This is a genomic window from Escherichia sp. E4742 (assembly GCF_005843885.1).
Classification (GTDB): Bacteria; Pseudomonadota; Gammaproteobacteria; order Enterobacterales; family Enterobacteriaceae; genus Escherichia.
The window spans coordinates 3120617-3141703 of sequence record NZ_CP040443.1; the positions used below are offsets into that span (position 1 = coordinate 3120617).

At 51.9% G+C, this 21087-nt stretch carries 16 protein-coding genes; 6 read left to right on the top strand and 10 right to left on the bottom strand.

The features are described from left to right. Positions 1-4: 4 nt before the first annotated feature. The 10 genes from FEM44_RS15170 to thpR all read right to left on the bottom strand — a co-directional run bounded on the left by FEM44_RS15170 (position 5) and on the right by thpR (position 9780). Positions 5-580 carry a fimbrial protein gene (locus FEM44_RS15170; RefSeq protein ID WP_135523796.1) on the bottom strand — a complete coding sequence of 192 codons (576 nt, stop codon included), beginning with the start codon at positions 578-580 and terminating at the stop codon, positions 5-7. Between the two features lie 15 nt (positions 581-595). Next, the gene (locus FEM44_RS15175; RefSeq protein ID WP_135523797.1) at positions 596-3193 is read right to left on the bottom strand and encodes an outer membrane usher protein; all 2598 of its coding nucleotides are present in this window, start codon (positions 3191-3193) and stop codon (positions 596-598) included. Between the two features lie 34 nt (positions 3194-3227). Beyond that, a complete protein-coding gene (locus FEM44_RS15180; protein ID WP_135523798.1) occupies positions 3228-3968 on the bottom strand; it encodes a fimbrial chaperone in 741 nt (246 codons plus the stop codon). Between the two features lie 104 nt (positions 3969-4072). Beyond that, a complete protein-coding gene (locus FEM44_RS15185; protein ID WP_135523799.1) occupies positions 4073-4654 on the bottom strand; it encodes a fimbrial protein in 582 nt (193 codons plus the stop codon). A gap of 347 nt (positions 4655-5001) precedes the next feature. Then, complete coding sequence (gene folK / locus FEM44_RS15190; protein ID WP_135523800.1) at positions 5002-5481, bottom strand: 2-amino-4-hydroxy-6-hydroxymethyldihydropteridine diphosphokinase; 480 nt, start codon at positions 5479-5481, stop codon at positions 5002-5004. Continuing rightward, complete coding sequence (gene pcnB, locus FEM44_RS15195; RefSeq protein ID WP_205713487.1) at positions 5478-6875, bottom strand: polynucleotide adenylyltransferase PcnB; 1398 nt, start codon at positions 6873-6875, stop codon at positions 5478-5480. Before pcnB ends, folK begins: the two co-directional genes overlap by 4 nt. A 59-nt stretch (positions 6876-6934) precedes the next feature. Continuing rightward, a complete protein-coding gene (gene gluQRS / locus FEM44_RS15200) occupies positions 6935-7831 on the bottom strand; it encodes a tRNA glutamyl-Q(34) synthetase GluQRS (RefSeq protein ID WP_167850685.1) in 897 nt (298 codons plus the stop codon). 66 nt (positions 7832-7897) lie between these two features. Further along, positions 7898-8353, bottom strand: a complete 456-nt coding sequence (dksA, locus tag FEM44_RS15205) for an RNA polymerase-binding protein DksA (RefSeq protein ID WP_001155227.1) — start codon at positions 8351-8353, stop codon at positions 7898-7900. 177 nt (positions 8354-8530) lie between these two features. Beyond that, positions 8531-9235: a DNA/RNA nuclease SfsA gene (gene sfsA, locus FEM44_RS15210; RefSeq protein WP_000672746.1), complete on the bottom strand. Its 705-nt coding sequence runs from the start codon at positions 9233-9235 to the stop codon at positions 8531-8533. Between the two features lie 14 nt (positions 9236-9249). Beyond that, positions 9250-9780 carry an RNA 2',3'-cyclic phosphodiesterase gene (gene thpR, locus FEM44_RS15215; protein ID WP_135523803.1) on the bottom strand — a complete coding sequence of 177 codons (531 nt, stop codon included), beginning with the start codon at positions 9778-9780 and terminating at the stop codon, positions 9250-9252. Positions 9781-9853: 73 nt separating this feature from the next. On the opposite strand from thpR, the gene hrpB reads away from it, so the two are divergent. The 6 genes from hrpB to fhuB all read left to right on the top strand — a co-directional run bounded on the left by hrpB (position 9854) and on the right by fhuB (position 21079). Continuing rightward, entirely contained in the window at positions 9854-12283 is a 2430-nt protein-coding gene (gene hrpB / locus FEM44_RS15220; protein WP_135523804.1) for an ATP-dependent helicase HrpB, read from the top strand. A 93-nt stretch (positions 12284-12376) separates the two neighbouring features. Continuing rightward, positions 12377-14899, top strand: a complete 2523-nt coding sequence (gene mrcB / locus FEM44_RS15225; protein WP_135523805.1) for a bifunctional glycosyl transferase/transpeptidase — start codon at positions 12377-12379, stop codon at positions 14897-14899. A 219-nt stretch (positions 14900-15118) separates the two neighbouring features. Then, positions 15119-17362: a ferrichrome porin FhuA gene (fhuA, locus tag FEM44_RS15230; protein WP_135523806.1), complete on the top strand. Its 2244-nt coding sequence runs from the start codon at positions 15119-15121 to the stop codon at positions 17360-17362. 50 nt (positions 17363-17412) lie between these two features. Continuing rightward, complete coding sequence (fhuC, locus tag FEM44_RS15235; RefSeq protein ID WP_001158929.1) at positions 17413-18210, top strand: Fe3+-hydroxamate ABC transporter ATP-binding protein FhuC; 798 nt, start codon at positions 17413-17415, stop codon at positions 18208-18210. Next, positions 18210-19100, top strand: coding sequence for a Fe(3+)-hydroxamate ABC transporter substrate-binding protein FhuD (gene fhuD / locus FEM44_RS15240; protein WP_135523807.1), 891 nt, complete (start codon positions 18210-18212; stop codon positions 19098-19100). The genes fhuC and fhuD overlap by 1 nt, the downstream gene beginning before the upstream one ends. Then, complete coding sequence (fhuB, locus tag FEM44_RS15245; protein ID WP_135523808.1) at positions 19097-21079, top strand: Fe(3+)-hydroxamate ABC transporter permease FhuB; 1983 nt, start codon at positions 19097-19099, stop codon at positions 21077-21079. The genes fhuD and fhuB overlap by 4 nt, the downstream gene beginning before the upstream one ends. The last annotated feature ends 8 nt before the right edge of the window (positions 21080-21087 follow it).

Consider the following 21087-nt stretch of genomic DNA (forward strand, 5'->3'; position numbering starts at 1 on the left):
CTTATTATTCATAGGTGAAATTGAATGTCGCTTTAGCGCGAAAATTCCCCGGAACACCTTCTCCTGCCGATGTCTCGCGGAGTGCCACAGTCATTGCAAGACCACTGGTATTGATTTCTGTTAAACTCCAGCGAATTTTTTCTGTACTGTTTGGTTCCAGAAAAGTTGAATCATCTGCCCCCAGCCTCTTTATCCCCATACCTATATAATCGGTTGTCGAAGAGGCATCCGACGTCAGTGGGGAAATTAATTTTGGGAAGGAGCCGGACTGATTGCCTGACAGGGTGGTATCGATCCAATTGATTCCACTACTGCATCCACTGGCAACCAATTTAAAGTCTGCCTGAGCTTCTGCCGCTGCATTAACAATTTTATCCAGACCCATGTTGGGTATTCTTAATGTGTAATTATCGTTTCCATCGTTTGTGACGCTAGAGCCATTTAATGCAGTCAGAGTGATATTACAGGTTGTCGCTCTAACCGTTGCTGTGAAATCAACATTAATATCTTCAGCGAATGCTGATGGTGATAATAGTAATCCCATCAGTATCACTAATTTATGTGGTGTCATTTTTATCATTTGCATCCCTTATGGTTACTGAATATGACAGCTAATTCCATTGATAATAATTGTTTGTGCTAATTTTTCTGCTTGTGAGTTTTGTTGATAGTGGGCAAGGCAACTAACCGGGTTACCCTCTTCGAGCCACTTAATCTGGATATTTCCCTGTTGTTCAATTCCGCGAACAAAAGCCTGTCCACCCTGACCTACGTTGCCAATAATATTGCCCTGGTCATCATAAATATCTGCCGCAAAGGGGATATTTTTACCGTCGCTGCGTTTAATGTTCAGAATAGCGGATTGTCCTTGTACTGTTTCAAAACCGGCAAAGATCACTGAGCCCTGACGCGGTACGGCAACGGTACTGGTACTTTTCAATTCAACATCATTTTCAATATCGGTAATATCCAGGGCGATGCGGTTTTCGTGATAAGGCGAGAGTGCGCTGGTAACGCCATAGCCCCAGCGATCGACTGTGCTGTGACCGTAGTTTATACGCGCGCCTTTTGCCCCCGGAGCCTGAACAACGGCTAGGGTGTCTGAGTCACTGAAGCTGTCATTACTGAATGTCAGACCACCGCGATGCAGCACAAAACCGCCGTCAGTATTGAGAGAAAATTGACGGTTACTATCGCTACTTGCGGAAAGTGAACCGGCCAGCGTTCCCCAGGGCGATTCATAGCTGGCATAGCCACCAACATAACTTAAATCACTACTGGATTTATTCATCGTATAGCCGGTATTCACACTGTAACTGACACGATTGTTTTCGCTAAAACCACTGCTGCTGACGTTGAGTTGGTTGTTGCCTTTAAAGTCGCTATTTAACTGAGTATCAATACTCTGAAAACCAGAATCGCGGTGTTCTGTCCCCAGAAGTTTTTCAATAGGAATGGTGAAGCTGAGATAAATACTATCTTCACTTTCACCGCTTGCGACCCATGAACGCTGCGCGCTGATGCTATAGCTGCCCCAGGATGCACTATTGCTGTAACCGATAGAGTAATCGCTGTGATTTTGGCCGGATGCCCAATAATCTGACCATGTTCCGGAAAGGTAAAACGAACCGTAATCATTTTGCTCAAACTTCAGCGGTTGGTTAATACTGACCGTAACCTGATTTTTCATGCGCGAGTAATTACGCATGGTTTGTGGGTTGAGCTCCTGTTCAGGATGCTTCACTTCGTCAATGAGTGTTAAAGCATCATTAAGGCCAAGATAATTCTGCGTCGAATAACGATAAGCCGCGATATTCAGTGAAGTATTCGACTGTTCGAATAATTTATTCCAGGAGAGACGATAGCTCTGGCCCTGGTATGTTTTATCATCAGGGATCTGGGCATTTGAGTGGGTTACATCGACAGAAAATGCACCCCAGGCGGTATTCAAGCCAAGCCCCAGTAAACCGGCGGTATAGTGATTATCCGTAAGCTGAATGCCAGTATATCCCGTCAGGTAGTTGTTCAGACCATAGTAATAACTGGCCTGGAATAAATTAGGCTCGTCTTGAATATCATCTTTTAATACCTGACCGGCGCTAATATCCCACCGACCAACGCCAGGGCGCAGCATCTGCACTACTGATGAAAATGGCTGTGAGAAAGTCCGTTTTGTGCCATCGGCTTCTTCAACTGTGATGATGAGATCGCTGCCATAGCCTGATGGGCTGAGATCATCAATGGTAAATGCACCTGGCGGTACAGTTGTTTCATAGATCTTATAACCGCCCTGAGTGACGGTAACTTTTGCGTTGGTGTTGGCGACACCATGAATAATTGGGGCAAAGCTGGCTAATGCCGGCGGCAACATTCGGCTGTCACTGTAAAAGCGAATACCGCGAATACTAACGGAATCAAATGTTTCGCCGGTGGTATAGGATTCACCGAAAATTAATTGCGAGCGGAGTGACGCGATATCGCGTTGCAGATACCGATTCTGAAAATCAAACTCGCTACTCGCGTCGGTCATCCAGTTGTAGTTACCTGAGGCGCGCAGGCGCCATGCCCCTAAGTTTACGCCACCATTTAAGGCTGCATAAACACTGTCATTTTTCCTGCCAGGGCTTTCACTGTGATAACCGTTGACGTTGTAGGACAGCATGGCTGCGTTAATACCATCTTCCCACAGTGAAGGATCAACATAGTTTTGATAGTTCTTCATTACCCATGCCTGGGGAACATCAATATCCAGACGTTGATCGTTCACATCATAGCGAACAGAGGATTGCGGAATCATTTCCACAATGTTGAGGCAATCGCCCAGTGTTTCGTCTCGCTTAACCAGGACGATTTTTTCGCTTTTCGTCTCTGGTGGCGTAATGTGAAACTGAAATAAATTCTTCTGTGTGATACAGGCCAGCGCGTTTTTCTTCCCTTCAACCACAATAAAAGGGATGCTCTGATTAGTAACAGGTTGATTATTAACGTAAACGCTAACGTCATAAATACCCGGCAGTGTAGGGTTGCCTTCACTGTATCGACTAAGGTCAATATTGGAGGCATTCTGTCCCATCAGGAAGGTAGGGTCGTATTCAACCTGTTCGGCACTTAGGCAACTGGAGCTATAAAGCAGCGCACAAAACGTAGCGATCTGCGTGAGGTTGTGATGAGTTATCGTTATTTTATAGGGCACGTTTTGCTTCCTGCTACGTTATATCTTTGCCAAATTACAGCCTGGCTTCGCCTTCAATTGCGCCACCGAAATCGTTAATGGCGTAGTAATGAACTTTTGCAGAGTTTGATTTTCCGCTCATACCGTTCACCTTGATGACGTCGTTACTAAATGGCGCAATCATCTTCACATCAAGTGGATAGCGTTTGCCGTTGGCTTCTAAATCACCACTGCTAAAAGAGACGTGGTAAGGCGTAGGGTTAGAAACGCGTAATGCTGTTTGGCTTCCTGCGGTTGCCCATGACCATTTAAGGGCAAGAGGAGCCTCAGAGGGATTCCCGTTTAAACCTTCCGGGCGATAAAAAAGTTTGATCCGGGTACGAAATGCTAACTGGAGCAGGCTTTGATTAGCTACTTTGGTGGCATCAGGTTTTGGCGGTACTTCAAGTACGTTAAACCAGAACACACTTTCTCTGTCTTTTGGCAAAACGGTGCTGGCGGTATACATCAGTTTGATGGTTTGCCCACGTTTTGCATCAATCCGTGATACCGGCGGAGTAGCGGTAAATGGCACAGAAATAGAACCTGGCTCGGCATTATCATTACCAGTGTCTAACCAACTCTGAACAAGTAACGGATTGTTGCCTTTATTCTCCAGGCGAACATTTACGCTTTTTTGGTCACTTTTATAAATTACGCGCGTACCAGAAATGACGATATCTGCCATAGCGGGTGCGCATAAAGCTATACAGGACGTGATACATAATGCTGCTGTATATTTGGTATTTAAAAACATAAACCATTCCTGATAGAGTTAATTTGAACAGGGAATAAACAACATATATATAGCTGATGCTATTCCCTGTATTTATTCACTTAATCAATTAAATTGATGAATATTTACTGGTAAGTAATGGTATATGCCGTGTTGGTTTTTACATAACCAGCGGTAGCAGGGGTGCTTGCATCTTCACGAACGTAAGAGGCTTTAAAATCAAAAGTTGCTGATTTAGTGGTGCCATCCAGATCTTCTTGATAGACGTCACCCGGATTATTGATTTTAACTTGTTTAATAGTAGAACCTTTAATGTTGTGCAGCGCGATGTTCACACCTACAGATGGGGTAGAAATGGACATATCGTTATTCAGCGTACCTTTGCTGTTACCAAAGAAGACAGATCCAAAGGTCATATCCGCTTTCGTTCCTGGTACTGGGTTAGCTTTGCTGCAGTCAACAGTAATGCTGAACGGTTTAGCTTTAGCGCCTACAGTTGTTTCCAGTACACCTGCAGTGATTTCGCCAACGGTAGCAGTTTGCAGCAGTACCAGACCATCTTTATTGCCGCCATCCACACGCGTTTCACAGGTATTATCTACTACCAGGCCGCTGATGTTTAACTGACCACCATCGAGAGCAGAAGCAGAACCTGCGACCATTGCCAGCATAAGACCGGAGAGGGCAAAACCTAATTTTTTAGACATAAAAATCCTTGAATAATATTCCATAAGCAGATGACCTATCTTGTAGCACACCCTTTAATAAATAATATGCGGGTAACAAAATAAGTTGGTTAATGACATGTTTGAACTTACCAAATGTTACAATCAGTATCATTGGGCAGCTATTTTGCATAAATAAAAAATGATGTCTACTTAATTAAGTTTTAAGTAAATCTTAATTTAAATTTAAGGTGAAATGGTGTATGGGGGAATGTTGAGCTGGATATATATTATTACGTGAGGTTTATTTAATTATCTTATTTTATTTAATTGTGCAACTGTGGAAGAGTGTTTTTCAGAATTTATTTATATTCAACGTGTGAATATAATTACCACTTATTTAATTTGCCAAATTTTTGCGTATTTAAAAGATTAAGTAACGACTCCCCATCAGGAAACACCAGTTCCGGCGCGATCTCAAACAGCGGCCACAGCATAAAGCCACGATTCTTCATATCGTAGTGCGGAACGGTCAGGCGTTCAGTATTTATCACTTCATTACCAAACAGCATGATGTCGAGATCCAGCGTGCGCGGCCCCCAGCGTTCAGCTTTACGGACGCGACCTTGCTGCAATTCAATACGCTGTGTGTGATTGAGTAACTCTTCAGGTGCGAGAGCCGTTTCCAGCGCCACAGCAGCGTTCAGGTAATCAGGTTGATCCTGCGGACCCAGCGGCGGAGTGCGATAGAACGAAGAAATGGCGAGAATGCGGCTTTCGGGAATGTCGCCTAATGCTTTTACGGCAGCATTGACCTGCTCCAGCGGAGAGGCCAGATTGCTGCCTATGGCAATATACGCCACTGTCATGCGGTGCCCTCACGACGCGGCGCGCGTTTGCGTGGGCGACGAGTACGACGACGCTGTGCTGGTTCTTCATCCAGTTCGTTAAGCATCCCTTTTTGGTCTGGCGGCGCGGAAACCTGGAACTCACCCCACCATTTCACCAGACGTTGCAGCTCTGCGTTATGCTCAACTTCGGCTCGCAAGGCCAACAGGTCGTAAGCTGCACGGAACTTAGGATGCTCCAGCAGTTTCCATGCACGTTTACCCTGACGACGGGACATGCGCAACTGCAACTGCCAGATATCGCGGGTTAAAGTTGTCAGACGTTTCGGGATCGCCAGTGAACGGCAGGCTTCGTCCAGCACGTCGTTCATCGCCAGTGCGAAAGCGTCGTGATAGGTCAGGCCGCTTTCCTGGGCTATCTTCTGTGCTGTTTCCAGCAGCGGATACCAGAACATGGCGGCAAACAGGAACGCCGGGTTCACGCGCATATCGTTATGGATACGCGTATCGGTGTTCTTCAGTACCTGCTCAATAATGCGCTCCATTGGACTGTCGCCATTTTCCGTGAAGTAACGGGTAATGGTCGGGAACAGCGGCTGGAACAGATGGTATTCACACAGCAGTTTATAGGTTTCGTAACCGTAGCCCGCTTGTAGCAGTTTAAGAGACTCTTCAAACAGGCGCGCCGGAGGAATATCGTTCAGTAGGGTAGCGAGGCGGGGGATCGGTTCTGCGGTTTCCGGGCTGATGCGCATCCCCAGTTTGGCGGCAAAACGTACCGCGCGCAGCATCCGTACCGGATCTTCACGGTAGCGCGTTTCCGGGTTACCAATCAGACGGATAACGCCGTCTTTCAGATCCTTCATACCACCAACGTAATCGCGGACGGTAAAATCTGCGACGCTGTAATAAAGACTGTTGATAGTGAAATCGCGGCGCTGGGCGTCTTCTTCGATGGAACCGAAAATGTTGTCGCGTAGCAACATGCCGTTTTGCCCGCGTTGGGAGGTCGTACGGTCGCTGACGTTACCTTCGTGGTGTCCACGGAAGGTTGCGACTTCGATAATCTCCGGGCCAAACATCACGTGCGCCAGACGGAAACGGCGACCCACCAGGCGGCAGTTACGGAATAGTTTGCGTACCTGCTCAGGCGTGGCGTTGGTGGTCACGTCGAAATCTTTCGGCTTTTTGCCAAGTAACAGGTCGCGCACGCCGCCGCCAACCAGCCAGGCCTCATACCCCGCTTTATTGAGCCTGTACATTACCTTCAGGGCATTTTCACTGATATCTTTGCGGGAGATAGCATGTTGCTCACGCGGGATTACCGTCACCTGGGGACGGGCGGCAGCCTGTTCAGCCTCGCTTTCCTCGCGGCTTAGCACCTTGCGGCAAAAATTAGCGACTCGGGTAAAAATAGTACACCTCGGTAGTGTCAAACATCATTCAGGACAAAAAAATAGCGGCTAATCATAGCTCAGCATGACGCATTTGAGAATGTTGAATTTACAATTGCCGACTCTGGCACGGCGGTCAGCGTCCAGTTTTTGACGGCTGACTGAAGGATTTGCTCGACGCTGAAATCCTGCCAGTGTGTTTCTGCCTGCTGACCCAGAAATTGAAGTGCCGCGATTAACACCGGGCGCGGATCGCCTTTCGGCAACGCAGGCGCATGATTCTGCTTGGAAAGTTTAGCGCCTTGTGCGTTAAGCGCCAGCGGCAAATGAATGTAATCTGGCACCTGCCAGCCAAAAAGCTGGTACAGCGAGATTTGTCGCACCGTCGGTTCAATCAAATCTGCTCCACGGACAATTTCTGTCACGCCCTGGAAGTGATCGTCAACCACCACCGCCAGGTTATAGGCGAACAAGCCATCACGGCGATGAATAATAAAATCTTCCCGCGCCAGTTCTTCGTCGGCGTGAATCATACCGCGCAACTGATCGGTAAACTGGATGACCGGATGCTGCTGGCGGATGCGTACTGCTGCGTTTTCTGGGCCATGATGTAATTCACGGCAATGACCGTCGTAAATACCGCCAATGCTGTGAATACGTGCACGTGTACAGGTGCAGTAATAACTTAGCCCTTGCCCACGTAACCAGGCGAGTGCTTCACGATAGGCGTCGTGACGTTGCGATTGCCAGAGAACATCGCCGTCCCAGTGCAGACCGTAATGTTCCAGCTGGCGCAGGATAGTCTCTGCGGCACCGGGAACTTCACGAGGCGGGTCGATATCTTCAATGCGTACCAGCCAGCGACCTTGCCGGGCGCGTGCCTGTAGATAGCTGCCAAGCGCGGCGATCAGAGAGCCAAAATGAAGTTCGCCGGAAGGAGAGGGGGCGAAGCGACCAATATAGTGTGTGTCTGTCATCTCTTTGAACAAAAAATAAGGCGGGAGAATTTCCCGCCTGTGGTAAACGTGATGGAACGGCTGTTATTAGCCAGCCATCTGTTTTTCGCGAATTTCAGCCAGCGTTTTGCAGTCGATGCACAGATCGGCTGTCGGGCGCGCTTCCAGACGACGAATACCAATTTCAACACCGCAGGATTCGCAGTAGCCGAAATCTTCGTCTTCCACTTTTTTCAGCGTCTTCTCGATCTTTTTGATCAGCTTACGCTCGCGATCGCGGTTACGCAGTTCGAGGCTGAACTCTTCTTCCTGGGCTGCACGGTCTACCGGGTCCGGGAAGTTGGCTGCTTCATCCTGCATATGTGTAACGGTGCGATCGACTTCATCCCTGAGTTGATTACGCCATGCTTCCAGAATACGACGGAAGTGCGCCAGCTGGGCTTCGTTCATATACTCTTCGCCCGGCTTCTCCTGATATGGCTCCACCCCAGCGATGGCGAGAATACTCAGGGACGATGTTTTACGGTTTTGCCCTTCTTGCATGTTGCTTCTCCTTAACACGCACTATCGATCCCCATGTTCGGGGGAAAAATGAGGCCGCTATAAATAGCAGATGCTTTTCCGGATAGCAATTATCTAAACGTAACACTTGACAACTGTGTGAGGAAAAGCGTATTTGCGCACGCGACCAGAATGTAAATTAACCAGTTACTTACACTACTACAATGTAACAGGCAGTGATTTTTTAAGAGCCATACCTTCAGCAGAAAGTTCCGCTTTATAAGCCAGAATTTCCACCCCCTTTTGTTGAGCCTCTGACAATAGTTGCGCGTATTTCTCATCGATGTGGCGCGCGGGTGAAAACCGTGTAATGGCTGAATGCAGCACGGCGAAAAAAATCACTGCACGCTGACCTTCAGCTGCTACGCTCATCAACTCCCGAAGATGTTTCTGACCTCGTTCAGTGACTGCATCGGGAAAGTATCCCTGTTCATTTTCCGCTAACGTAACTGATTTCACTTCAATATAGCAGTCAGGTCGAAACCTCGCCTGTAACATGAAGTCAATACGACTGCGCTCGGCGCCGTATTTTACTTCGCTTTTCAGCGAGCTATAGCCTGACAGTTCCGAAATATCCCCATTGAGGATAGCCTCTTTCGTCAACCTGTTTGCCCAAAGTGTATTGACGCAAATAAATGCACCGCTTTGGCTTTGGGTCAATTCCCAGGTGTGCGGATATTTCCGTTTTGTGTTGTCGGAAGTCGAATACCAGACGGTATCGCCAGGCGTTGCACAACCGGTCATCGCGCCAGTGTTGGGGCAGTGTAGCGTCAATTCACGACCATCAGGTGTGATCACATCGGCTAAAAAGCGTTTATAACGCTGAACCAGCGTGGCGCGTTGTAGAGGGGGTGAAAATTTCATTGTGACAACCCTTGTTATTGCGTCAGAGTCCAGCGTTTTAGCGGCGTGTAGCGTGTGCGCCCACGGGCAAACGAGGAGGCGTAGAGAGTAAACTCCGTCACCGTATATGACCAGTTAAAACCTGGCGGCGGGATTGTCACCGCCTCGCTGGCGTCGCGCAATAAGGTGATATGCGGATGAAACGGTCGATTGCTTTGAAAACAACCACTGCGAGCGGCCTGCGAACGGAGCATATTTGCTAACTGGATTAAGCCGCGCGGTGGCTGGCGCATCCCTAACCACACCACGCGCGAACGCAGCCACTGACCGGCGTCATCAAGCGTCAGAGTGAAGCCCGATTGACGAATTCGCCCGGCTAAAAGAGAAAGCGCCTTCTCTTTCTCTGCGCTCACTTCGCCTAAAAACGCCAGCGTCAGATGCAAATTTTCAGCGGCAACCGGACGCCCCGCTTCTGGCGGAAACTGTGCGGCGCGCCAGTGGATAATCTGTTCGCGAATTTCTGCGGGTAAGTCGATGGCAAAGAACAGCCGTTGCGGTTCAGACATGTGAGGCACTCGGTTATGAATTACCGCGATGCTACAATGTGGCGCGAAGAATGTTAACCCTCAGGAGCGTTTTGTGTCGTCGTTGCCCGTTGCTGCCGTCTTACCTGAATTACTTGCTGCTCTCGATACCGCACCGCAGGTGTTATTAAGCGCGCCGACCGGAGCCGGGAAATCGACCTGGCTGCCGCTGCAACTGCTGGCGCATCCAGACATTAACGGGAAAATTATCCTGCTGGAGCCACGGCGTCTGGCGGCACGTAACGTCGCGCAACGCCTGGCGGAGCTGCTGAACGAAAAGCCTGGCGACACGGTTGGCTACCGGATGCGTGCGCAAAACTGCGTCGGGCCGAATACTCGTCTGGAAGTGGTCACCGAAGGCGTACTGACGCGCATGATCCAACGAGATCCAGAACTGAGCGGCGTCGGTATGGTGATCCTCGATGAATTTCATGAACGCAGTTTGCAGGCGGATTTGGCGCTGGCGTTGTTACTCGATGTGCAACAAGGTCTGCGCGATGACTTAAAGCTGCTGATTATGTCGGCCACGCTGGATAACGACCGCTTACAGCAGATGCTGCCAGAAGCGCCGGTTGTTGTTTCCGAAGGGCGCTCGTATCCGGTGGAACGCCGCTATTTGCCGTTGCCTGCGCACCAACGCTTTGACGAAGCAGTAGCTGCCGCTACCGCCGAATTGCTGCGCCAGGAAACTGGGTCATTACTGTTATTTTTACCTGGCGTCGGAGAAATTCAGCGCGTGCAGGAACAATTGGCGTCACGCATCGGCAGTGATGTGTTGCTCTGCCCACTGTATGGGGCGTTGTCGCTGAACGATCAGCGAAAAGCTATCCTCCCTGCGCCGCAAGGAATGCGCAAAGTGGTGCTGGCGACCAACATCGCTGAAACCAGTCTAACCATCGAAGGTATCCGTCTGGTGGTGGATTGCGCCCAGGAAAGGGTTGCGCGCTTTGATCCGCGTACGGGTCTTACTCGGTTGATCACTCAGCGCGTTAGTCAGGCGTCGATGACACAACGTGCCGGGCGCGCCGGGCGTCTGGAGCCAGGTATTTGCCTGCATTTAATCGCTAAAGAGCAGGCGGAACGCGCCGCAGCGCAAAGTGAACCGGAGATCTTACAAAGCGATCTCTCCGGTTTGTTGATGGAATTACTGCAATGGGGATGTAGCGATCCGGCACAGATGAACTGGCTGGATCACCCGCCAGCGGTGAATCTACAGGCGGCGAAACGTCTGTTACAAATGCTGGGGGCGCTGGATGGTGAACGGCTTAGTGCGCAAGGGCAAAAAATGGCGGCGCTGGGTAACGATCCGCGTTTAGCGGCAATGCTGGTGAACGCGAAGAGTGACGATGAAGCGGCTACCGCTGCAAAAATTGCCGCCATTCTCGAAGAACCGCCACGGATGGGTAATTGCGATCTTGGAGTGGCGTTTTCGCGCAATCAACCAGCCTGGCAGCAACGTAGTCAGCAACTGTTGAAACGCTTAAACGTCCGCGGCGGTGAGGCTGACAGTTCGCTTATCGCGCCGTTGCTTGCTCAGGCATTTGCCGATCGTATTGCCCGTCGCCGTGGTCAGGATGGTCGCTATCAACTGGCGAACAGCATGGGGGCGATGCTGGATGCTGACGACGCGTTAAACCGCCATGAATGGCTGGTAGCACCGTTATTATTGCAGGGCAGTGCCTCGCCGGATGCGAGAATTTTACTGGCGCTACCGGTCGATATTGATGAGTTAGTACATCGCTGCCCGCAGCTATTACGGCAGTCTGACACCGTAGAATGGGATGATGCGCAAGGCACGCTGAAGGCCTGGCGTCGGTTGCAGATTGGTCAGCTCACAGTAAAAGTACAGCCGCTGGCGAAACCGTCGGAAGATGAATTACATCATGCAATGCTTAATGGTATTCGCGATAAAGGTCTAAGCGTACTTAACTGGACGCCGGAAGCGGAACAACTACGCTTGCGTTTGCTGTGTGCCACAAAGTGGTTGCCTGAATATGACTGGCCAGCAATGGATGAAGCGAGCTTGCTGGCATCGCTGGAAACGTGGCTATTGCCACATATGAGCGGTGTACATTCGCTACGTGGCCTGAAATCTCTTGATGTTTATCAGGCGCTACGCGGATTACTTGATTGGGGAATGCAGCAACGTCTGGATAGTGAATTGCCTGCGCATTACACTGTGCCGACGGGAAGTCGGATCGCCATTCGTTATCATGAAGATAACCCACCTGCGCTGGCAGTAAGAATGCAGGAGATGTTTGGCGAAGCCACCAATCCGACAATCGCCCAGGGGCGTGTGCCGTTGGTGCTGGAGTTACTTTCACCCGCTCAAAGGCCGCTGCAAATCACGCGTGATTTGGGGGCCTTCTGGAAAGGGGCGTATCGTGAGGTGCAAAAAGAGATGAAAGGGCGTTATCCCAAACACGTCTGGCCGGACGACCCGGCGAATACCGCACCAACGCGACGGACGAAAAAGTATTCGTGAAGACCAAAGCAAATTTGAGAGATATCTTCTTCTGTATTGCAACGGAAGAACAGAAAATCGGGCTTTTGCGCCTGAATATTGCGGAGAAAAAGCATGGCCGGGAATGACCGCGAGCCAATTGGACGCAAAGGGAAACCGACGCGTCCAGTCAAACAAAAGGTAAGCCGTCGTCGTTACGAAGACGACGATGATTACGACGATTATGATGACTATGAGGACGAAGAACCGATGCCGCGCAAAGGAAAGGGCAAAGGAAAAGGGCGTAAGCCTCGTGGCAAACGCGGCTGGTTATGGCTGCTGCTAAAACTGGCTATTGTTTTTGCCGTGCTGATCGCCATTTACGGCGTCTATCTGGATCAAAAAATCCGTAGCCGTATTGATGGCAAAGTCTGGCAGTTGCCCGCGGCGGTCTATGGCCGAATGGTTAACCTTGAGCCAGATATGACCATCAGCAAAAACGAGATGGTGAAACTGCTGGAGGCGACCCAGTATCGTCAGGTGTCGAAGATGACCCGTCCTGGCGAATTTACCGTGCAGGCCAACAGCATTGAGATGATCCGCCGTCCGTTTGATTTCCCGGACAGTAAAGAAGGGCAGGTGCGTGCGCGTCTGACTTTTGATGGCGATCATCTGGCGACCATCGTCAATATGGAGAACAACCGTCAGTTCGGTTTCTTCCGTCTTGATCCGCGCCTGATAACCATGATCTCCTCGCCAAACGGCGAGCAGCGTCTGTTTGTGCCGCGCAGTGGATTCCCGGACCTGCTGGTAGATACTTTGCTGGCGACAGAAGACCGTCATTTCTACGAGCATGATGGGATCAGTCTCTACTCTATCGGACGTGCGGTGCTGGCAAACCTGACCGCCGGACGCACGGTGCAGGGGGCGAGTACGCTGACGCAACAGTTAGTGAAAAACCTGTTCCTCTCCAGCGAACGTTCTTACTGGCGTAAAGCGAACGAAGCCTATATGGCGTTGATCATGGATGCACGTTACAGCAAAGATCGCATTCTTGAGCTGTATATGAACGAGGTGTATCTCGGTCAGAGCGGCGACAACGAAATTCGTGGCTTCCCGCTGGCGAGCCTGTACTACTTTGGTCGCCCGGTAGAAGAGTTAAGCCTTGACCAGCAGGCGCTGTTAGTTGGCATGGTGAAAGGTGCGTCGATCTACAACCCGTGGCGTAATCCGAAACTGGCGCTGGAGCGACGTAACCTGGTGCTGCGTTTGCTGCAACAACAGCAGATTATCGACGGCGAACTGTATGAAATGCTGAGTGCGCGACCGCTGGGCGTACAGCCACGCGGCGGAGTAATCTCTCCTCAGCCAGCCTTTATGCAGCTGGTGCGTCAGGAGTTGCAGGCGAAATTGGGCGATAAGGTGAAAGATCTCTCTGGTGTGAAGATCTTCACTACTTTTGACTCAGTGGCCCAGGATGCGGCAGAAAAAGCTGCCGTAGAAGGCATTCCTGCTCTGAAGAAACAGCGTAAGTTGAGCGATCTGGAAACGGCGATTGTCGTCGTTGATCGCTTTAGTGGCGAAGTCCGTGCGATGGTCGGTGGTTCGGAACCGCAGTTTGCGGGTTATAACCGTGCGATGCAGGCACGTCGTTCGATTGGTTCACTGGCAAAACCAGCGACTTATCTTACGGCGTTAAGCCAGCCGAAAATCTATCGTCTGAACACGTGGATTGCCGATGCGCCAATCGCGCTGCGTCAGCCGAACGGTCAGGTCTGGTCACCGCAGAACGATGATCGTCGCTATAGCGAAAGCGGTAGAGTGATGCTGGTGGATGCGTTGACCCGTTCGATGAACGTGCCGACGGTGAATCTGGGGATGGCGCTGGGGCTGCCTGCGGTTACGGATACCTGGATCAAACTGGGCGTGCCGAAAGACCAGTTGAATCCAGTTCCGGCAATGTTGCTGGGAGCGCTGAACTTAACGCCAATCGAAGTGGCGCAGGCGTTCCAGACTATCGCCAGCGGCGGTAACCGCGCGCCGCTTTCTGCACTGCGTTCGGTAATCGCGGAAGATGGTAAGGTGCTGTATCAGAGCTTCCCGCAGGCGGAACGCGCAGTTCCGGCGCAGGCGGCGTATCTGACGCTGTGGACCATGCAGCAAGTGGTGCAACGTGGTACAGGGCGTCAGCTTGGGGCGAAATATCCGAACCTGCATCTGGCAGGGAAAACGGGTACTACCAACAACAACGTTGATACCTGGTTTGCGGGCATTGACGGCAGCACGGTGACCATCACCTGGGTAGGCCGCGATAACAACCAGCCGACTAAGCTGTACGGTGCCAGCGGGGCGATGTCGATTTACCAGCGTTATCTGGCTAATCAGACACCAACGCCGCTGAATCTTGTACCGCCGGAAGATATCGTGGATATGGGCGTGGATTACGACGGTAACTTTGTTTGCAGCGGTGGTATGCGTACTTTGCCGGTCTGGACCAGCGATCCGCAATCGCTGTGCCAGCAGAGTGAGGTACAGCAGCAGCCGTCAGGCAATCCATTTGATCAGTCTTCACAGCCGCAACAGCAACCTGCTCAACAGCAGCAGAAAGACAGCGACGGCGTGGCAGGCTGGATCAAGGATATGTTTGGTAGTAATTAACGTCTAAGCGTCACATACCGGATGGCGAGTTGCCATCCGGTAAAATAACATCCCACCCAAAGTATTAACCCTTTCTTTTCATCTGGTTGTTTATTAACCCTTCAGGAACGCTCAGATTGCGTACCGCTTGCGAACCCGCTAGCGTTTCGAATATTATCTTATCTTTATAATAATCATTCTCGTTTACGTTATCATTCACTTTACATCAGAGATATACCAATGGCGCGTTCCAAAACTGCTCAGCCAAAACACTCACTGCGTAAAATCGCAGTCGTAGTAGCCACAGCGGTTAGCGGCATGTCTGTTTATGCACAGGCAGCGGTTGAACCGAAAGAAGACACTATCACCGTTACCGCTGCACCTGCGCCGCAAGAAAGCGCATGGGGGCCGGCAGCCACTATCGCGGCGCGACAGTCCGCCACCGGCACCAAAACAGATACGCCGATTCAAAAAGTGCCACAGTCTATTTCTGTTGTGACTGCCGAAGAGATGGCGCTGCATCAGCCGAAGTCAGTAAAAGAAGCGCTCAGTTACACGCCGGGTGTCTCTGTTGGTACGCGTGGCGCATCCAACACCTATGACCACCTGATCATTCGTGGTTTTGCTGCGGAAGGCCAAAGTCAGAACAACTATCTGAACGGCCTGAAGTTGCAGGGCAACTTCTATAACGATGCGGTCATTGACCCGTATATGCTGGAGCGCGCTGAAATCATGCGTGGCCCGGTATCTGTGCTTTATGGGAAAAGCAGCCCTGGCGGCTTGTTGAACATGATCAGCAAACGCCCGACTACCGAACCGCTGAAAGAAGTTCAGTTTAAAGCCGGTACTGACAGCCTGTTCCAGACTGGTTTTGACTTTAGCGATGCGCTGGATGATGACGGCGTTTACTCTTATCGTCTGACTGGGCTTGCGCGTTCTGCCAATGCCCAGCAGAAAGGGTCAGAAGAGCAGCGTTATGCTATTGCACCGGCGTTTACCTGGCGTCCGGACGATAAAACCAATTTCACCTTCCTCTCTTACTTCCAGAATGAGCCGGAAACTGGTTATTACGGCTGGTTGCCGAAAGAAGGGACCGTTGAGCCGCTGCCAAACGGCAAGCGTCTGCCAACTGACTTTAACGAAGGGGCGAAGAACAACACCTATTCTCGTAATGAGAAGATGGTTGGCTACAGCTTCGACCACGAATTTAATGACACCTTTACTGTGCGTCAGAACCTGCGCTTTGCTGAAAACAAAACCTCGCAAAACAGCGTTTATGGTTACGGCGTCTGCTCCGATCCGGCGAATGCTTACAGCCAACAGTGTGCGGCTTTAGCGCCAGCGGATAAAGGCCATTATCTGGCGCGCAAATACGTCGTTGATGATGAGAAGCTGCAAAACTTCTCTGTTGATACCCAGTTGCAAAGCAAATTCGCCACTGGCGATATCGACCACACCTTGCTGACCGGTGTCGACTTTATGCGTATGCGTAATGACATCAACGCCTGGTTTGGTTACGACGACTCCGTACCGCTGCTCGATCTGTACAATCCGGTGAATACCGATTTCGACTTCAATGCGAAAGATCCGGCAAACTCCGGCCCTTACCGCATTCTGAATAAGCAGAAACAAACGGGCGTTTATGTTCAGGATCAGGCGCAGTGGGATAAAGTGCTGGTCACCCTGGGCGGTCGTTACGACTGGGCAGATCAAGAATCTCTTAACCGCGTTGCCGGGACGACCGATAAACGTGATGACAAACAGTTTACCTGGCGTGGTGGCGTTAACTACCTGTTTGATAATGGTGTAACACCTTACTTCAGCTATAGCGAATCGTTTGAACCTTCTTCACAAGTTGGGAAGGATGGTAATATTTTCGCGCCGTCTAAAGGTAAGCAATATGAAGTCGGCGTGAAATATGTACCGGAAGATCGCCCAATTGTGGTGACTGGTGCCGTGTATAATCTCACTAAAACCAACAACCTGATGGCGGACCCTGAGGGTTCCTTCTTCTCGGTTGAAGGTGGCGAGATCCGCGCTCGTGGCGTAGAAATCGAAGCGAAAGCGGCGCTGTCGGCGAGTGTTAACGTAGTCGGTTCTTATACTTACACCGATGCGGAATACACCACTGATACTACCTATAAAGGCAATACGCCTGCGCAGGTGCCAAAACACATGGCTTCTCTGTGGGCTGATTACACCTTCTTTGACGGTCCACTTTCAGGTCTGACGCTGGGTACTGGCGGTCGTTATACTGGCTCCAGCTACGGCGATCCGGCGAACTCATTTAAAGTGGGAAGTTATACGGTCGTGGATGCGTTAGTGCGTTATGATCTGGCGCGAGTCGGTATGGCTGGCTCCAACGTAGCGCTGCATGTTAACAACCTGTTCGATCGTGAATACGTCGCCAGCTGCTTTAACACCTATGGCTGCTTCTGGGGCGCAGAACGTCAGGTCGTTGCAACCGCAACCTTCCGTTTCTAATTTTCTCTTTGGGGCACGGATTTCCGTGCCCGCTTCACAAGTTGGCTGTTATGCAGGAATACACGAATCATTCCGATACCACTTTTGCACTGCGTAATATCTCCTTTCGTGTGCCAGGGCGCACGCTTTTGCATCCGCTGTCGTTAACCTTTCCTGCCGGAAAAGTGACCGGTCTGATTGGTCACAACGGTTCTGGTAAATCCACTCTGCTCAAAATGCTTGGCCGTCATCAGCCGCCGTCGGAAGGTGAGATTCTTCTTGATGCCCAGCCGCTGGAAAGCTGGAGCAGCAAAGCGTTCGCCCGCAAAGTGGCTTATTTGCCGCAGCAGCTTCCTCCGGCAGAAGGGATGACCGTGCGTGAACTGGTGGCGATTGGTCGTTACCCGTGGCATGGCGCGCTGGGGCGCTTTGGCGCGGCTGATCGCGAAAAGGTCGAAGAGGCGATTTCGCTGGTTGGCTTAAAACCGCTGGCGCATCGGCTGGTCGATAGTCTCTCTGGCGGCGAACGTCAGCGGGCGTGGATCGCCATGCTGGTGGCGCAGGATAGCCGCTGCCTGCTGCTGGACGAACCGACCTCGGCGCTGGATATCGCCCACCAGGTTGACGTGCTGGCGCTGGTGCATCGTTTAAGTCAGGAGCGTGGCCTGACGGTCATTGCCGTACTGCACGATATTAATATGGCGGCGCGTTACTGTGATTATCTGGTTGCCCTGCGCGGTGGTGAAATGATTGCTCAGGGAACGCCTGCGGAAATTATGCGCGGCGAAACCCTCGAAATGATTTATGGCATCCCGATGGGGATTTTGCCGCATCCGGCGGGTGCTGCACCTGTGAGTTTTGTTTATTGATGAGCGGTTTACCTCTTATTTCGCGCCGCCGACTGTTAACGGCGATGGCGCTTTCTCCGTTGCTATGGCAGATGAATACCGCCCGTGCGGCGGCTATTGATCCACATCGCGTTGTGGCGCTGGAGTGGTTGCCGGTGGAATTACTGCTGGCGCTCGGCATCGTACCTTACGGCGTGGCGGACACCATCAACTATCGCCTGTGGGTCAGCGAACCACCATTACCTGAATCGGTGATTGACGTTGGTTTGCGCACAGAACCTAACCTTGAACTGCTGACCGAAATGAAACCATCGTTTATGGTCTGGTCGGCGGGATATGGCCCTTCGCCAGAAATGCTGGCACGCATTGCACCGGGTCGCGGATTTAACTTCAGCGATGGCAAACAGCCGCTGGCGATGGCGCGTAAGTCGCTGACGGAAATGGCAGATTTACTTAACCTGCAAAGCGCAGCAGAAACGCATTTAGCGCAATATGAAGACTTTATCCGCAGCATGAAACCCCGCTTTGTGAAGCGTGGTGCACGCCCGTTATTGCTGACGACGCTTATCGATCCGCGCCATATGCTGGTCTTCGGTCCAAACAGCTTGTTCCAGGAAATTCTTGATGAGTACGGCATCCCAAATGCCTGGCAAGGGGAAACCAACTTCTGGGGCAGTACCGCCGTCAGCATCGATCGTCTGGCAGCGTATAAAGACGTTGATGTGCTCTGTTTTGATCACGACAACAGCAAAGACATGGATGCGCTAATGGCAACCCCGCTGTGGCAGGCAATGCCGTTTGTCCGTGCAGGACGTTTTCAGCGCGTTCCGGCAGTCTGGTTCTATGGCGCGACGCTTTCGGCAATGCACTTTGTGCGTATTCTGGATAACGTCATCGGAGGTAAAGCGTGAGTAAACGAATTGCGCTTTTCCCGGCGTTATTGCTGGCGCTGCTGGTGATTGTCGCTACGGCGCTGACCTGGATGAACTTCTCGCAGGCGCTGCCGCGTAGCCAGTGGGCGCAGGCTGCCTGGTCGCCGGATATCGATGTCATCGAGCAGATGATTTTTCACTACAGCTTGTTGCCGCGTCTGGCGATTTCGCTACTGGTGGGCGCGGGCCTGGGGCTGGTGGGCGTGCTGTTTCAGCAAGTACTGCGTAACCCGCTGGCGGAACCGACGACGTTGGGTGTTGCAACAGGCGCACAGTTGGGGATTACCGTCACGACGCTCTGGGCGATCCCCGGCGCGATGGCGAGCCAGTTTGCTGCGCTGGCGGGCGCTTGCGTTGTTGGCTTAATCGTCTTTGGCGTCGCGTGGGGGAAACGGCTTTCGCCGGTAACGCTTATTCTCGCGGGGCTGGTGGTGAGTCTTTATTGCGGGGCAATCAATCAGTTACTGGTTATCTTCCATCACGACCAGCTGCAAAGCATGTTCCTGTGGAGCACCGGAACGCTGACGCAAACCGACTGGGGCGGCGTTGAGCGTTTATGGCCTCAGCTGCTGGGCGGCGTGATGCTGACGTTACTGCTGTTGCGCCCGTTAACCCTGATGGGGCTTGATGATGGCGTGGCGCGCAATCTCGGGCTGGCACTGTCGCTCGCGCGTCTGGCGGCACTGTCGCTGGCGATTGTCATCAGTGCGTTGCTGGTGAATGCGGTAGGGATTATCGGCTTTATCGGGTTGTTTGCGCCACTGCTGGCGAAAATGCTGGGCGCGCGGCGTCTGCTGCCACGGTTGATGCTGGCATCGCTTATTGGTGCGCTGATCCTCTGGCTTTCCGATCAAATCATCCTCTGGCTGACTCGCGTGTGGATGGAAGTTTCCACCGGTTCGGTCACTGCGTTGATAGGTGCGCCGCTGCTGTTGTGGCTGCTGCCGCGTTTACGCAGCATTAGCGCGCCGGATATGAAGGTCAACGATCGTGTCGCGACTGAACGCCAACATGTGCTGGCGTTTGCCCTCGCGGGCGGCGCGCTGCTGTTGATGGCTGTGGTGGTGGCGCTGTCGTTTGGCCGTGATGCGCACGGCTGGACGTGGGCGAGTGGGGCGTTGCTCGATGATTTGATGCCCTGGCGCTGGCCACGAATTATGGCGGCGCTGTTTGCGGGCGTCATGCTGGCGGTGGCGGGTTGTATTATTCAGCGGCTGACCGGAAACCCGATGGCAAGCCCGGAAGTGCTGGGGATTAGCTCCGGCGCGGCGTTTGGCGTGGTGTTAATGCTGTTTCTGGTGCCGGGTAATGCCTTTGGCTTGCTGTTACCCGCGGGAAGTCTCGGGGCGACGGTGACGCTGTTGATCATTATGATCGCCGCCGGACGCGGTGGATTTTCCCCACACCGCATGTTACTGGCGGGGATGGCGTTAAGCACCGCGTTCACCATGCTTTTGATGATGTTGCAGGCAAGTGGTGACCCGCGAATGGCGCAAGTGCTGACCTGGATCTCTGGTTCGACCTACAATGCGACCGATGCGCAGGTCTGGCGCACGGGGATTGTGATGGTGATTTTGCTGGCGATTACCCCGCTGTGCCGCCGCTGGCTGACCATTTTACCGCTGGGCGGTGATACCGCGCGGGCCGTGGGGATGGCGCTGGCGCCGACGCGAATTGCATTGCTGCTGTTAGCGGCTTGCCTGACAGCGACCGCGACGATGACCATTGGACCACTGAGTTTTGTTGGTCTGATGGCACCGCATATTGCGCGGATGATGGGCTTTCGACGGACGATGCCGCATATTGTGATTTCGGCGTTGGTGGGTGGGTTGCTGCTGGTGTTCGCTGACTGGTGTGGGCGGATGGTGCTGTTTCCGTTCCAGATCCCGGCGGGGCTGCTGTCGACCTTTATCGGCGCGCCGTATTTTATCTATTTGCTGAGAAAGCAGAGCCGTTAATTGAATGC

Excerpts from the sequence above, each read along its gene's own strand:
- FEM44_RS15170 (WP_135523796.1), bottom strand. The coding sequence starts at position 580 with ATGATAAAAATGACACCACATAAATTAGTGATACTGATGGGATTACTA.
- FEM44_RS15180 (WP_135523798.1), bottom strand. The coding sequence starts at position 3,968 with ATGTTTTTAAATACCAAATATACAGCAGCATTATGTATCACGTCCTGT.
- FEM44_RS15185 (WP_135523799.1), bottom strand. The coding sequence starts at position 4,654 with ATGTCTAAAAAATTAGGTTTTGCCCTCTCCGGTCTTATGCTGGCAATG.
- folK (WP_135523800.1), bottom strand. The coding sequence starts at position 5,481 with ATGACAGTGGCGTATATTGCCATAGGCAGCAATCTGGCCTCTCCGCTG.
- gluQRS (WP_167850685.1), bottom strand. The coding sequence starts at position 7,831 with ATGACAGACACACACTATATTGGTCGCTTCGCCCCCTCTCCTTCCGGC.
- dksA (WP_001155227.1), bottom strand. The coding sequence starts at position 8,353 with ATGCAAGAAGGGCAAAACCGTAAAACATCGTCCCTGAGTATTCTCGCC.
- sfsA (WP_000672746.1), bottom strand. The coding sequence starts at position 9,235 with ATGAAATTTTCACCCCCTCTACAACGCGCCACGCTGGTTCAGCGTTAT.
- thpR (WP_135523803.1), bottom strand. The coding sequence starts at position 9,780 with ATGTCTGAACCGCAACGGCTGTTCTTTGCCATCGACTTACCCGCAGAA.
- mrcB (WP_135523805.1), top strand. The coding sequence starts at position 12,377 with ATGGCCGGGAATGACCGCGAGCCAATTGGACGCAAAGGGAAACCGACG.
- fhuA (WP_135523806.1), top strand. The coding sequence starts at position 15,119 with ATGGCGCGTTCCAAAACTGCTCAGCCAAAACACTCACTGCGTAAAATC.
- fhuC (WP_001158929.1), top strand. The coding sequence starts at position 17,413 with ATGCAGGAATACACGAATCATTCCGATACCACTTTTGCACTGCGTAAT.
- fhuD (WP_135523807.1), top strand. The coding sequence starts at position 18,210 with ATGAGCGGTTTACCTCTTATTTCGCGCCGCCGACTGTTAACGGCGATG.